This window comes from Gulosibacter sp. (genome assembly GCF_052090685.1).
Taxonomy (GTDB): domain Bacteria; phylum Actinomycetota; class Actinomycetes; order Actinomycetales; family Microbacteriaceae; genus Gulosibacter.
Genome location: NZ_JBQDBE010000029.1, coordinates 13,820 through 27,798, shown reverse-complemented (window position 1 = coordinate 27,798; position 13,979 = coordinate 13,820). Strand labels below are relative to the sequence as shown.

At 63.1% G+C, this 13,979-nt stretch carries 13 protein-coding genes; 4 read left to right on the top strand and 9 right to left on the bottom strand.

The annotated features are described in order from the left end of the window. Nucleotides 1-94: 94 nt before the first annotated feature. Nucleotides 95-1,597, bottom strand: coding sequence for an IMP dehydrogenase (gene guaB / locus ACTHXA_RS14315; protein WP_441673547.1), 1,503 nt, complete (start codon nucleotides 1,595-1,597; stop codon nucleotides 95-97). 119 nt (nucleotides 1,598-1,716) lie between these two features. Between guaB and ACTHXA_RS14310 the strand changes: the two genes are divergently transcribed. Both ACTHXA_RS14310 and ACTHXA_RS14305 read left to right on the top strand, forming a co-directional pair. After that, complete coding sequence (locus ACTHXA_RS14310) at nucleotides 1,717-1,869, top strand: hypothetical protein (protein ID WP_441673545.1); 153 nt, start codon at nucleotides 1,717-1,719, stop codon at nucleotides 1,867-1,869. Beyond that, the gene (locus tag ACTHXA_RS14305) at nucleotides 1,851-3,212 is read left to right on the top strand and encodes a THUMP-like domain-containing protein (RefSeq protein ID WP_441673543.1); all 1,362 of its coding nucleotides are present in this window, start codon (nucleotides 1,851-1,853) and stop codon (nucleotides 3,210-3,212) included. Before ACTHXA_RS14310 ends, ACTHXA_RS14305 begins: the two co-directional genes overlap by 19 nt. 341 nt (nucleotides 3,213-3,553) lie before the next feature. Here ACTHXA_RS14305 and groES read toward each other — a convergent pair whose 3' ends face one another. From groES to glmS, 8 genes are all read right to left on the bottom strand, one after another. Then, a complete protein-coding gene (groES, locus tag ACTHXA_RS14300; RefSeq protein ID WP_441673541.1) occupies nucleotides 3,554-3,850 on the bottom strand; it encodes a co-chaperone GroES in 297 nt (98 codons plus the stop codon). A gap of 328 nt (nucleotides 3,851-4,178) precedes the next feature. Further along, on the bottom strand, nucleotides 4,179-4,922 hold the full coding sequence (locus ACTHXA_RS14295; protein ID WP_441673539.1) for a hypothetical protein: 744 nt from the start codon (nucleotides 4,920-4,922) through the stop codon (nucleotides 4,179-4,181). 61 nt (nucleotides 4,923-4,983) lie between these two features. Beyond that, nucleotides 4,984-6,567, bottom strand: coding sequence for a tRNA (adenosine(37)-N6)-threonylcarbamoyltransferase complex transferase subunit TsaD (gene tsaD, locus ACTHXA_RS14290; protein ID WP_441673537.1), 1,584 nt, complete (start codon nucleotides 6,565-6,567; stop codon nucleotides 4,984-4,986). Then, the gene (tsaB, locus tag ACTHXA_RS14285) at nucleotides 6,564-7,172 is read right to left on the bottom strand and encodes a tRNA (adenosine(37)-N6)-threonylcarbamoyltransferase complex dimerization subunit type 1 TsaB (protein ID WP_441673535.1); all 609 of its coding nucleotides are present in this window, start codon (nucleotides 7,170-7,172) and stop codon (nucleotides 6,564-6,566) included. The genes tsaD and tsaB overlap by 4 nt, the downstream gene beginning before the upstream one ends. A gap of 20 nt (nucleotides 7,173-7,192) precedes the next feature. Continuing rightward, entirely contained in the window at nucleotides 7,193-7,648 is a 456-nt protein-coding gene (tsaE, locus tag ACTHXA_RS14280) for a tRNA (adenosine(37)-N6)-threonylcarbamoyltransferase complex ATPase subunit type 1 TsaE (protein ID WP_441673549.1), read from the bottom strand. A gap of 92 nt (nucleotides 7,649-7,740) precedes the next feature. After that, on the bottom strand, nucleotides 7,741-9,567 hold the full coding sequence (locus tag ACTHXA_RS14275; protein WP_441673533.1) for an alanine racemase: 1,827 nt from the start codon (nucleotides 9,565-9,567) through the stop codon (nucleotides 7,741-7,743). Continuing rightward, nucleotides 9,564-9,929: a holo-ACP synthase gene (gene acpS, locus ACTHXA_RS14270; protein WP_441673531.1), complete on the bottom strand. Its 366-nt coding sequence runs from the start codon at nucleotides 9,927-9,929 to the stop codon at nucleotides 9,564-9,566. The genes ACTHXA_RS14275 and acpS overlap by 4 nt, the downstream gene beginning before the upstream one ends. Before the next feature lie 6 nt (nucleotides 9,930-9,935). Then, nucleotides 9,936-11,786, bottom strand: a complete 1,851-nt coding sequence (gene glmS / locus ACTHXA_RS14265; RefSeq protein ID WP_441673529.1) for a glutamine--fructose-6-phosphate transaminase (isomerizing) — start codon at nucleotides 11,784-11,786, stop codon at nucleotides 9,936-9,938. A gap of 94 nt (nucleotides 11,787-11,880) precedes the next feature. Here glmS and coaA point away from each other — a divergent pair, with 94 nt between their 5' ends. Together coaA and ACTHXA_RS14255 are read left to right on the top strand one after the other, a co-directional pair. After that, nucleotides 11,881-12,834 carry a type I pantothenate kinase gene (gene coaA / locus ACTHXA_RS14260; RefSeq protein WP_441673527.1) on the top strand — a complete coding sequence of 318 codons (954 nt, stop codon included), beginning with the start codon at nucleotides 11,881-11,883 and terminating at the stop codon, nucleotides 12,832-12,834. 138 nt (nucleotides 12,835-12,972) lie between these two features. After that, complete coding sequence (locus ACTHXA_RS14255; protein ID WP_441673525.1) at nucleotides 12,973-13,908, top strand: AraC family transcriptional regulator; 936 nt, start codon at nucleotides 12,973-12,975, stop codon at nucleotides 13,906-13,908. The last annotated feature ends 71 nt before the right edge of the window (nucleotides 13,909-13,979 follow it).

The following is a 13,979-nucleotide window of genomic DNA, read 5'->3' as shown; positions in this document are numbered from 1 at the left end:
CTACTTGAGGCAACGAATCAACCTTCCCGGAGGTATTGACATGAGGCAACAGGGACTTCGCAGAAAAATATTCCGCGCTTGCGCGCTAAGCGCGCTACTTCCGATAGTTGGGCGCTTCCACGACCATCTGCACATCGTGCGGGTGCGATTCTTTCAACCCCGCAGGTGTAATCCGCACGAAGCGGCCGCGCGACTTCAGGTCGGGCACGGTGCGGGCGCCGACGTAGAACATCGACTGGTGCAGGCCGCCGGTGAGCTGGAACACGTTCTGACGCACGGTGCCGCGGTACTGCACTTTGCCCTCGATACCCTCGGCGATGAGATCGTCATCACCGGGAACATCCGCCTGGAAGTACCGGTCGCGCGAATACGAGGTTTTCTTGCCACGGGTCTGCAGTGCCCCAAGTGAACCCATTCCGCGGTACTGCTTGAACTGCTTGCCATTGACGAAGATGAGGTCACCGGGAGACTCGTCGGTTCCTGCGAGCAGGGAGCCGAGCATCACCGAGTCCGCACCTGCAACGAGTGCCTTGGCGATGTCGCCAGAGTGCTGCAAACCACCGTCTGCGATGATCGGTACTCCGGTGCCACGAGCAGCCTTCGAAGCCTCGTAGATTGCGGTGATCTGCGGCACACCCACACCGGCAACCACGCGGGTCGTGCAGATCGAGCCGGGACCAACCCCGACCTTGACCGCATCCGCCCCCGCTTCAATCAGCGCCGCGGCACCCTCGCGCGTGGCAATGTTGCCGCCGATCACATCCACACCGCTGAACGCGGGGTCGGTCTTCAGCCGACGAATCATGTCCACCTCACCGCGGGACTGGCCGTTGGCGGTGTCCACCACGAGCACGTCCACGCCCGCATCGCGCAGCGCAACCGCCCGATCGAATGCATCCCCGAAGAAGCCAATCGCGGCACCGACGCGAAGCCGTCCCTGCGCATCCTTGGATGCATCCGGGTACTTGTCGATCTTGTCGAAGTCCTTCACCGTGATGAGCCCCTTGAGGACACCGGCGTCATCGACCAGTGGCAGCTTCTCGATGCGGTGTTTCCCGAGGAGCGCGAAGGCGTCCTCCCCAGAAATACCCACTCGACCGGTCACAAGCTCCCCGGAAGTCATCACTTCGGAGACCTTGGTGGTCGCCTTTTCGCTCTCCGGCACGAAGCGCATATCGCGATTCGAAATAATGCCGACGAGCTTCCCAGCAGGGTCAACCACCGGCAGACCCGAGATGCGGAATTGGCCGCACACCGCATCCACCTCGGCGACAGTGGCATCGGCCGTGGTCGTAATCGGGTTCGTAACCATGCCCGACTCGGAACGCTTAACGCGGTCCACCATCTCAGCCTGGTCTTCAATCGAAAGGTTGCGGTGCAGGATGCCGAGGCCGCCCTGGCGGGCCATGGCGATCGCCATGCGCGACTCGGTCACGGTGTCCATGGCTGCCGAAATGAGCGGCACCTTCACGGAAATATTACGGGTGAGCTGCGTGGTCGTGTCGACCTCGGAAGGAATGACATCCGTCTCTTCCGGCAGCAGAAGTACGTCGTCGTAGGTGAGTCCAGTAAACGCAAATGGGTCGTGCTCGGTCATCGTGACGGTTTCTCCAGTCGTTCAGCGCGGGGATGCTGGCGAAACCTTCGACCGTTCTCGCGCAGCACGCGGCGGCCGCGTTCGCCTGCGAAATTTGGCGGGTAACTCATCCTACGCTCATGCTTCGATTTCGGCACACGGTGGTAGTTCGCTTGTGGCAGGATGCGCACGGGAATAATTCTCGCGAGTCGCTTTCGCTGCCGTGGGGCTCGGGACCGCTGCCGTGGGGCTCGGGACCGCTACCGTTGGGGGCATGGAACGCGAAGATCTGACCGCCCTGCTCACGCCCGAGGCGATGACGCTGCTCGATGAGTTTGCGCAGCTTGATTCTGCGAAGGATGCGCTGGGCGCGGTGACGGCGCTCCGGAAGGCGGGAGCGGATGCGCGCACGAGTGCGGCCGTGCTCACGCAGCTGAAGCTTCGGCGTCGTGCACGAGCGAAATTCGGCGGGTTTGCCGACCGGATGCTGTTCACCGAGGATGGGCTCGCGCAGGCGACTCGGCTGCAGGTGGCGGCGCATCACGGTCAGCGTTTCCGGGCCGCGGGTGTGCGCCGCATCGCGGATCTCGGCTGCGGTATCGGAGCGGATTCGATGACCTTTGCGGCGCTCGGTTTCGAGGTCGTTGCGGTGGAAGTGGATGAGGTCACCGCCGCGATCGCGACGCACAACCTCGCGCTCTTTCCCAATGCTGAAGTCCGGCATGGCCGTGCTGAGGACGTGGATTTGTCCGAGTTCGACGGCGTCTTCCTCGATCCGGCTCGTCGCACTGCGCGAGATGGTGCGACTGAGCGCGGCGCATCGCGACGCTTGGCAGACCCGGCCGATTGGCAGCCCTCGCTGGATTTCGCGTTCGGATGCGCGGAAGGTGCATCGCCGCGGGGCGAGGATGCCGCGGTGGAACGCCCGGACGGGAACAGCACATCCAAGCCCGCGGTCGGCGACGGCGCATCCGAGCCCACGGTCGAAGCAGCCGGTCGGCCGGACAACGCAGCCGGCCGCCCGGTAAGCCTCGCCCGCCGCGCGGTCGGCGTGAAACTCGGGCCCGCATTCCCACACGAACTACTCCCCGAAGACGGTGAGGCCCAGTGGGTATCGGTCGACGGAGATCTTGTCGAGTGCAGCGTCTGGCTCGGACCCGCAGCTCGCCCAGGTATTCGCCGTTCGGTGCTTGCGATCACGGATGACGCAAGTCACGAGATTTCTGCCAAAACAGCTGCCGATGAATCAGTGGATGCGCCGGTGGGAGACCTGGGTACGTGGCTTCACGAGCCCGACCCGGCAATTATTCGCGCACGGTTCATCGGTGATCTCGCACGGCAACTCGGTGGCCGGATGATCGCACCGGAAATCGCCTGGATCACCACCGATAAGGCAACGCAAAACCCGTTCGTGCAGAGCTTTCGAGTTGTCGAGCAATTCAAGCTCGACAAGGCGCTTTTGAAGCGAGAACTCAAATCTCGCGACATCGGCACGCTCGAGATCAAGGTGCGTGGCGTGGATCTTGATCCGTCCGAGTTCCGCAAACAGCTGAGCCTCAGGGGAGACTCGGCCGCGACGCTCATTTGCACTCGGCTCGGCGATCGCCGCGTCGCGATTCTGGCCGAGCGCGTCTAGCGTCTGTAGCGCGTCGGCTCGCTGCTTCAGCATGGCAGCCAGCGCGCGTAATCATGGTCGCTAGCGCTCATCATGGTTCGTACTTCACCCATGATGAGCGCTACCTGCAATGATGACGACCACCTGCGATGAATGGCGGAGCGGATGCGCGACAGAAGCGGATGCGCGACAGGAGTAAGTGCGCGACGGGAGTAAGTGCGAATTCACGAAGCGGATGCACGCCGGGAGCGAGTACCCATACACGGAACTGGCCAGCACCCCACGCCCGGAAAATAAAGCGGGCCCCGGAGAAACCGGAGCCCGCTCATTGCGCAGAGTCTCGCGCTAAGCAAAGTCGCTACTTACGCAACAACCTTTGCAAGCACGTCACGTGCCGAGAGGATGAGGTATTCCTCACCCGAGTACTTCACCTCGGTGCCGCCGTACTTCGAGTAGATGACCTTGTCGCCCACTGCAACGTCCATGGGGATACGGTCACCGTCTTCGTCGAAGCGACCGGGGCCAACTGCCACGACCTCGCCCTCCTGGGGCTTCTCCTTGGCGGTGTCCGGAATAACGAGACCCGATGCTGTGGTCTCCTCGGCCTGAACCTGCTGAATGACAATGCGATCTTCGAGTGGCTGGATGTTCACCGACACTGTTGACCTCTTTCTAGGCGAAACGATGTGTATAAGTTCGAGAGTTAGCACTCTCACCCTGAGGGTGCTAACTGAAGTCTATGTCGCGAATCCTGATGGTGCCACCTGGAACGACTCGCGACCCTGTACGCGGATAGCGTACGCACGAGTCACCGAGGCCAAAGCGCGTGGAAGACTGGAATCCTGACCCCCGAAATCCCGGCGCCCCTGCTCGAAGAATACAGACGTCCCGGAACGAGAGATGGCCCGGCGCTCAACACGACGACCACAAGCATCCTGACCCGAGAAAATCCCGCACCTGGCAAACCGCATGCCAAAAGCCACAGCCCTACACGATGAAGACAACCACCGCGGTTGCCGCTGCGATGGCGATCGCGACGATTCCGGCGATCAAGCCAATGATCGCGAATGGCTTGCCGGGGCTCTTGATCCGCATCGCGCCGAGCACTGCGGCAGCCACGCCGAGCACGCCACCGGCAATCCAGGTCCAGCTCGGCAACATCAGTAGCAGTAGCGCAAGGATGCCGAGCGCCACCGCAACATAGGCAAGCGTGTCGCTTCCTGACGCGGCCGGTGCTTCGGCACCGAATTGCGGCGGGGCCATTTCAGGCGTGCCCGCTGGTGTCGAGAACGCACCAAACTCGCCCTGCGCGGAGCCGAGCCCGGAGCCACCGTAGGGGGTCGCATCCGGATGCCCACTGGCAGATTGGTAGCCAGACTCATCGTGGGTCACGCCAAAGGTACCGCCATTGGCCGGCACCGAATCGTTGCCGCCATTGCCACTGGCAATATCTGGATCGAGCTGCCCGACGTCAATATGGCTGTCATACGAGTCGCTCGACTCGGCGGTCGACGGCTCGAGACCGCCCGCGTCAATCGTGTGGTCACCGCTCGAGCTCGCCTGCGCGTCGTCTACTGGCTCCGCATCGCTCGGGAGCGGAGCATTACCGAATCCTGATTCATCGCTGCCGACACCGAAGGTGCCGCCAGCGGCGGGCACCACCTCGTGCGCGTCTTCCGCGTCTTCGGGCGTGGCGCGCGGTTCGCCCTTCGCACCGTTCGTATCGGTCATATTCCCGAGGCTCCTCCCCTGATGGATGCGATCATCCTATGGTCTCTGACCTACGAGATTCTTAGCTAGATACTGAAGTCGCAGATTTTTCGAATGCATCGTCCACCTGTGCCGAGGTCATCGGCAGGGTTGAGTCGGCGCCAATTTCGAGTGTGGAGGGTTCGTGGTCTGCGATTACCAGCTGGGCGCCGAGCGCGGCGATCATCGCGCCGTTGTCGGTGCACAGGGAAAGTGGCGGGATGTGCAGGGAGACTCCCGCGGCCGCGCAGCGTTCCGCAGCGAGCGAGCGCACGCGCGCGTTCGCAGCCACACCGCCACCGAGCAGGAGCCGGGGCGTGTCGTAGGCTTCGCAGGCCGCGAGTGCTTTCTTGAGCAGCACGTCGGCGACGGCTTCGCGAAAGGATGCGGCGATGTCGGCTACCGGGACCGGTTCCCCAGCATCCTCAAATCTTTCAACCTCGCGAGCCACCGCCGTTTTGAGCCCCGAGAAAGAAAAATCAAAGCGGTGCTTTTCTTGGTCTTTTGGATGCGTGAGGCCACGTGGGAAGCGGAAGGCCTTGGGATTCCCTTCGGCCGCGACCTTGTCGATGGAAGGCCCTCCCGGATACGGCAGCCCAAGCACGCGCGCAACCTTGTCGAAGGCTTCCCCGGCAGCGTCGTCAATGGTTTCGCCGAGCAGCTCCGAGTCACCGACCAGTGACTCAGACCGCAGCAGCGAGGTGTGGCCGCCCGAGACCAGGAGCGAGATTGCGGGGAACTCGACCGGCTCCGCATCCTCCCGCAGCAGGTCTGCCGAGACGTGGCCGACGAGGTGGTTGACGCCAAACAGCGGAGTGTCGTGCGCGATGGCGAGTGCCTTCGCGGCACCCACACCCACCATGAGGGCGCCGGCGAGTCCGGGGCCGCTGGTGACCGCGATCGCATCGAGGTCGTCGAGGGTCACACCTGCGGTGTCGAGTGCTTCGCGCAGCACCGGCACGATCGAATCAACGTGCGCTCGGGCGGCAACCTCGGGAACGACACCACCATATTTGGCCTGCTCGTCCATGGATGACGCCACCGTATTCGCCAGCAGCGTGGTACCGCGGACGATGCCCACCCCGGTTTCATCGCAGCTTGTTTCGATCCCAAGCACGAGTGGTTCAAGCGGGAAGGCGGGCAGCAGTTTCGCATTTGCCGAGGTGAGCACCCGACCGATTTCGCCGCGCATCAGAATCGCACTTTCGCCGCTGCCGGCGTAGTAACCCTCGCGGCGACCGATCGCTTCGAAGCTGAGCCGCTCATAGAGCGTGCGTGCCGCCTCATTGCTTTCACGGACTTCGAGAAACACCTGCTTCGTGCCGCGAGCCTGTGCCCATTCGAGCGCTTCGCGCAGCAGTTTCGTTCCCCAATTGTCTCGCCGAACACGCGGGGCAACGACGATGGTCTGGACATCCGCTTCGCCCGAGCCTTGCCCAGCAAGCACCCCCACATAGCCAAAAATGTCCTCACCGTTGGTGAGCGTCCAATAGCCGGTGTGATCGCTTTCGATCTCCGAACGAATCGTCGCGAGGCTCCAGGAGTCCTGCGGGAACGCATCCTTATCGAGTCGCTCGATCGCCGGGGCGTCCTCAATCACACTGGGCCGAATCACAATCTTCTTCACGTGGTCACTCGTTTCGGTACCGCACCCGGTTTCGCGTCGGGCGCGCGTAAGTACAGCACTTCGTCGGGGTCTGCGGGCACTCCCCTTGCTTGTCGATCGAGCCAGGCGAGCGCGAGGTGAGCCGCGGCCACAGAATCGGCGGCGACGTGCGTGGTCTCGGTGGGGACCGCATCCGGCGCGACCAGCTCGAACTCGCGCGCGACGGTCTCGGTCTCGGCAAAGTGCGTCAAGGCAAGTTCCCGCCTGCGGGCATCAGTGGTCACGTTGATCGCACCTTCGTGGTCCGGATGCTCCTGTCGCCATTCGTGCGCGATGGCTTCGTGACTGGGCATCGGGATGAACGGCACATCACGCGCGAAGGCGAAGGTTCGCGCGGCCGCGATTCCGACTCGGAGCCCGGTGAATGATCCGGGGCCCATACCGCAGACAACCTGGGTGATGTGCTGTGGGCCAATTCCGGCTTGCCGCAGCACATAGCTGATGCTGGGACCAATCACTTCGGCGTGGCGGCGGGTATCGGTCGTTCGCGCCTGCGCGAGGACTCGTCCCCCCTCTGACACCACGGCGACGTCGGTCCCTGCGGACGTGTCAATTGCGAGGAGCATATCTCCCAGTCTACGTCGGCTCAGCCAGCGAGGATGGTCGCGAGCGGAACGCTCGCCCAGCGTTCGCCAACGGCGCGCAGCGAAACCTGCCGCGCATCCTCATCGTTCTCGGTGTCCACGTCCCCCGCGCGAGCGCGCTCAATGACGATTTCGAGCCAGGATTCGGCGATTGCCGAGACGTACTCACTCCCCCACTCGATCACCGTGACTGAGGCATCGAAGTCGAGGTCGAGGTCGTCAAGCTCGAGCGCCGAATTCAATCGGTACGCGTCGACATGGATGAGCGCGGGGCCGTCGGCCAGTGCGGGATGCGTTCGGGCAATCACAAAGGTCGGGCTGGCGACGGTGCCACGCACGCCTAGCGCTTCGCCGAGGCCGCGCACGAGCGTGGTTTTTCCGGCGCCGAGCGGGCCGGTGAGCACGAGCACGTCGCCCGCCCGCAGCTCTGCCGCGAGACGGGCGCCGAAGCCTTCCATGTCCTCCGAGGAGCGGATGCTGCGGCTGAGTTCGTGGGCGTCGTCAGCGCGTTCGCTGCCGGTCGATTCGTTCAATGCGTCACTCATTCTGCCTAGTTTCCGAATCCGCCCTGCACGCTCGAACCGCCGAATTGCGCGGCCTCGAAGGGTTCCCGCGAGAGATAGATTCTTTCGACCCGCGGACCGAGGCTCGCACACAGCGCTTCGGGAGTCAGTCCGGTCCAGTGTGCCCAGTCCCCGAGGCTGATGTCTCCGGTCTCCGAGCCCCAAATGTGCACGGGCATGCCCGGCCAGGACTCAATGTCGCCGAGATCGATGACCACCTGGTCCATCGCAACACGGCCGACGACCGGCACCGCGACGCCACCGACACTCACATAGGCATGCCCGAGGGCCGAGCGTGGAATCGCATCCGCATAGCCGATTGGGACGAGTCCGAGCGTTGTCGAGTGCGATGCCCGCCACTCGTAGCCGTAGCTGACCGCTTGCCCCTCCTGCACCCGCTTCACGTGCACGAGTTCTGAGCGCAGCCCGAGCGTCGCACCGCCGAATACCGAAGCGTCGAAGCCGTAGGGCATCCGAGTTTCAGCGGGAGCCTCCGGCACGAGCGCGGCGTTCGTGGCACCGTGGGCACGCAGCACTTCGAGGTCGAGCTGCGTGCGCGCAATCGGCTGGAGACCGGCCTCAAGCACGAGCCCGAGCACCTCGGCCATGCCGTGGCCGTAGGCATCCGCACTCAGGTCCACCGGCACATCCTGCTGCTGCAAGCGCACCCGCAAGGTGTCGAGGTCAATAATTGCCTGCCGCCGAGGCGAGACTCGCCGCTCGCCACCGGCTGCCCTCACTTCGGCAGCCTGCAGCGGTTCCGGCGCCACATAGGCGCGCTGGATGCGCTGGGACAGTCGCGTGGTGATCTCGTAGTTAATCGTGCCTCCCGCTTTGGCCCAATCATCTGCGGTGGCGGAACGGCCCGGTTCGCGGTCGATCACAAAGGCGGTTCGCGGTACCCCGTTCGTCAGTTCGTCGAGGGGTTCGAGGATGCTGTGGTTCGCTTCGAGCCGCAAAAGTCGCCAACGGTCCCCGTGATTGTCCACGAACGGTGGCAGCGCGGCGGCAACCGGGGTAAGTCCGTGGGCGGTGCCCATTTCGATGCACCAGCCGTCATCGGCCCGCTTGATCGGCGCTTGCAGCGAGAGTGCGGGCTTGAGCGCGATACCGGGTTCTTCATCGGGTGAAAACGGCGAGAGCCCGTAGAGCCCGATGCCGAGGCGCACGAAATCATAGCGTGCTTGCGGATACCGCAGCGCTGCTCCGGTGGCGGCAAGGTGCACGTAGTCCGGCCGCAGCTCGAGCCTTTTCGCAAGCGCGATCCCCCGTTCAAACGCGGCGATCTGCTCGAGATCCGCTTGTTCACCGGCCCCCGCAAGGTGGCTGAACATCCCCACTACGTGGATGAGTCCGGCGCGTTCCAAGTCGCGTGCTTGTGCGAATAGTCCCACCCAGTCGATTTCGCGCGCACCGTTGCGCCCCAGGCCGGTATCGAGTTTGAGGTGCACCCGGATGCGGCTGTCACCGGGCCGGTGTGCTGCGCGTTCGCCAATTATTGCGAGGAGGTCGAAGGAGGACACGCCGAGTTCGAGTTCTGCGGCGAAGGCGGCCTCCCAGTCCTGCACCGGTGAGTGCAGCCAGGAAAGGATGGGTACATCGATCCCCGCATCGCGCAGCGCGATCGCTTCTCGCGCATCCGCAACCCCGAGTGTCGGCGCACCGGCGGCGACCACCGCCTGTGCGATCGCGAGTGCGCCATGCCCGTAGCCTTCCGCCTTCACGATCGGCATGACACCGACACCCACCGCAGCCTCAAACGACCGATAGTTGGCGCGAATCGCATCCAGATCGACCTCGATGACCGGGTTCACTCGGTATTTCCTTCCTGCCGTTCGGCCACCACAAACGCGGTGGCGTATTCGCGATCGTGCGCGAGCGAGAGATGCAACGACCCAATTCCCAGGGAACTCAGCACCGCATCCAACCGCTCGCCGCGAAGAAACTGCGGCGCCTTGAGATGATTTCTTCGCACTTCGAAATCGCGCAAGGTCAGCCCGTGCAGCCCGCGGAGGGCTTTCACCGCAGCCTCGCGAGCGGCGAATCGAGCAGCAATCGAGGAGAGCGGCAGTTCGAGCTCCGCCGGTGAAAACACGCGCTGCGCGAACTTCTCATTCGCGAGCGCGCGTTCCACACGGCTGAGTTCGACGGTGTCAACTCCGATGCCGTGAATCACTGTTGGCTATTCGACGGTCACGGACTTTGCCAGGTTGCGGGGCTGGTCAACGTCGAGTCCCTTCGCGCTGGAGAGTTCGAGCGCGAAATACTGCAGCGGCACGACGCTCAGGAAGGGCTCGAAGTAGTGTGAGGTCGGCGGCGTCGCAAACACGTCGTCGGTGTACGGAAGCACCGAGGCGTCACCCGCTTCGGCCACCGCAAGCACGCGGGCACCGCGGGCGCGGATCTCTTCGATATTCGAGACGATCTTGGCGTGCAGTCCGTTCTCGTGGCGCGGGCTCGGTACCAGCACGAATACCGGCTGGCCGGGTTCGATCAGCGCGATCGGCCCGTGCTTCAGCTCACCCGCGGCGAAGCCCTCGGCGTGGATATACGCAATTTCCTTGAGCTTGAGCGCACCCTCGAGCGCGATCGGGTAGCCGGTGTTGCGGCCCAGGAAGAGCACCGAACGGGTGTCCGACATCCAGTTCGCGAGCTCCGCAATGCGGTCGTGCTGCTTGAGCACCTCGCGGACCTTATCCGGCACGGTCTGGAACTCTTCGGTTTCGACGCGGATCTCCTCGTCGGTGAGCGTGCCACGCACCTTGGCCACGTGCAGACCGAGGAGGTAGATCGCCGCGATCTGTGCCACGAAGGCCTTGGTCGAGGCGACCGCCACTTCTGGGCCCGCGTAGGTGTACACCACCGAGTCCGACTCACGCGGAATCGTCGCGCCCTGCGTGTTACAAATCGAGATCGTCTTCGCACCGGCATCGCGCACGTAGCGCACCGCCATGAGCGTGTCCATGGTTTCACCCGACTGCGAGAGTGACACGACGAGCGTGCGGTTGGTGATCACCGGTTCGCGGTAGCGGAACTCGTGCGCGAGCTCGACAGTGACGGGAATACCGGTCCACTTCTCGAGTGCATAGGAACCGGTGAGGCCCGAGTAGTAAGCCGTGCCGCAGGCGATCAAGAGGATGCGGTCAATGTCGCGGAAGTATTCGTCGTTGAGTGCCTCGAGGTCGGGCAACCGAACGAGGCCGTCCACAATGCGACCGCGGATGGTGTTCTCAACCGCTTCCGGATCTTCGGCAATTTCTTTGGCCATGAATGAGGACCAACCGCCCTTTTCGGCGGCGGATGCATCCCAATCGACGTCGAACGCCTCGCCTTCTGCGGGCTGGCCGTCAAAAGTCGTAATCTCGACCGACTCCTTCCGGACCACGACCATCTGCGCCTGGCCCACGGCGATCGCGCGGTGGGTGTGCTCGACGAATGCGGCCACGTCCGAGCCGAGGTAGTTTTCGCCCTCGCCAATGCCGATCACGAGCGGCGAGTTGAGCCGCGCGCCGACGATCACGTCGGGCTGCTCCGAGTGAATCGCGAGCAGCGTAAACGCGCCCTCGAGGCGAGTCACCACATTGCGGAAGGCCTGCTCAAGGTCGCCCACCTTGCGGTACTCGCGACCGATGAGCTGCGCGGCAACCTCGGTGTCGGTTTCGGAGAGCAGTTCGACGCCCTCGGCGAGCAGTTCGCCGCGAAGTTCAGCAAAGTTCTCGATGATTCCGTTGTGGATCAGGGCGAGCTTGCCGTCATCGGCGAGGTGGGGGTGGGCATTAGCGTCGTTCGGGGCGCCGTGAGTCGCCCAACGCGTGTGGCCGATACCCACGTGGCCATCGGCCAAGGGGTGTGCCTCCAGGTCATCCCGAAGAACCTGCAGTTTTCCGGCGCGCTTGCGGTGGTGGAGTTCCCCTTCGGGGTCCACCACTGCGATTCCGGCCGAGTCGTAGCCACGGTATTCGAGGCGACCGAGGCCACCCATCAATACGTCTTGGCTGAGGCGGTCTCCTACATATCCAACAATTCCACACATAGCGATAAGTATTGCGCATTCCAACTGAGCCACCCAGCCATTTCCTGATCACCGGCACGTCAAATTCCGAGGTTCAACGTAAGATGGCCTGATCATGCGTATTCATGGCCGACGCGAAGAGGCGCAGTGGCAAACACCATTTGTCGAGGTGGAACGGGAGCAGTGGGCTGAACTCGCGCCTACTACACCGCTCACCCTCGATGAATCGGATGTCAACCGACTGCGCGGCCTTGGCGATCCCATGGACGTGGACGAAGTGCGTCAGGTCTTTGTGCCGCTTTCACGACTGCTGAATATCTATATTGCGAATGCCCGTGAATTGCGCCGATCCACCACATCATTCCTCGGCGAGCGGGCCACCAAGACGCCATTCGTCATTGGTGTTGCTGGCTCTGTGGCGGTGGGCAAATCGACTGTCGCGAGGCTGCTTCGCGAGTTGCTCCGTCGTTGGGAGGACACCCCGCGGGTAGAGCTCATTACCACCGACGGTTTTCTCTACCCGAATGCGGAGCTGCAGCGCCGCGGGCTCATGGACCGCAAGGGTTTCCCCGAATCCTATGACCGGCGCGCGCTGCTGCGGTTCGTGACACAGGTCAAGTCCGGGGCTCCCGAGGTGCGCGCGCCGTTCTATTCGCACATGATCTACGACATCGTGCCCGACGCTGAGATCGTCGTCAACGCACCCGATGTGCTGATCGTCGAGGGGCTGAATGTGCTGCAGCCACCCGGGGTGAATAACGCGCTCGCTCTGAGCGATATGTTCGACTTTTCGATCTACGTGGATGCTCGCACTCACGACATCACGCGCTGGTATGAAGAGCGATTCCTGAGCTTGCAGGAGGGCGCGTTCGCGAATCCATCCTCGTATTTCCGTCGCTACGCTGATCTTTCCCACGATGAGGCGGTTACCACCGCCCGCGGCATCTGGCAGTCAATCAACCTGCCGAACTTGGAGCAAAACATCCTGCCGACACGCTCTCGCGCCCGACTGATCCTGCGCAAAGCATCCGACCATTCGGTGGACCGCGTCTTGCTGCGCAAGGTGTAGAGGCGGTGGAGTGAATATCGGCACCTTCACTGGACCGGCTTCCTCGGCGTTCGCGGCGAATTCTCCTATCGGTCCATTGGGATGCCTTTCTCCCCCTCTGTGGCTAAGCTTGCCCCATCGATCGAAGGGGCTTCAGAAATGGCCAGGTGGGACACTCGAACGCTGCCGGAGGCACACCAGTTCGAGTATTACCAGCAAGTGATTTGCCAGGCGTTCGTGCCATTGCGCCCAATCCCTGTAGCGGGAGTGAACGGATTCGCCGCTACGGTGGAAACGCGCGAGCTCGGCCCGCTAAATCGCGCCAGCGTCTCTTCCCCAGAGCAAGCCACACTGCACGGTCGACAAGAAGTCGCGAATACTCAAGACGACTACTTCTTCGTGAATCTCCAACTCGTCGGCAACTGCTTCGTCCGGCAAGGCACCAACGAAGCGGTGATCGCCCCCGGCCAGTTCGCAGTGCTCGACACGATGCAGCCTTTTGCCCTCGGATTCGATCGCGACTGGCGAATGCTCTCGTTCCGGTTACCCCGGGAATATTTCTCTGGCGCGCTGCTGCGCAGCCGGGCTCCTTTCGCCACCGCGACCGGATCGAGCCCGGCCGGTGCTACGGCTATCGGGATGATTCGATCACTCTGGTCGCTGGTAGGTTCATTCCCGGATGCCGCAGGCACCGACCTCAGCCGTGCCTTCGCTGCAGTCGTGTCTGCCGCATTTGACGAAGCATCGGGAGCGCCAGTTGCTACGGAGCTCGCCCCACCTCTCTCGCGTGCCCTGGTGCTCGAATACCTACAAGCAAGTCTCTCCGATCCCGATCTCTCGGTGGAACGAGTCAGCCGAGTTTTCGGTATCTCGCCTCGACGGCTTCACGCCCTATTCGAGGACTCCGACCAGACATTTGCCGAGTCACTTCGAGGGTTGCGGATGACTGCGGCTGCAGAAATGCTCTTGTACCAGGACCAAACCGTCGCTGCCGTGGGCGCAAATGTGGGATATCCAGAACCCACTTCATTTTCGAGGGCATTCCGACGGGTCTGGGGACATTCGCCGGCAGCACACCGCGAAATCCACGCATGAATTGCCAACTCGCGCTGCACGTTTTGTCTGGCCCCCGCGCGGAACGATGAACAGACTTGGTTGCACCAATT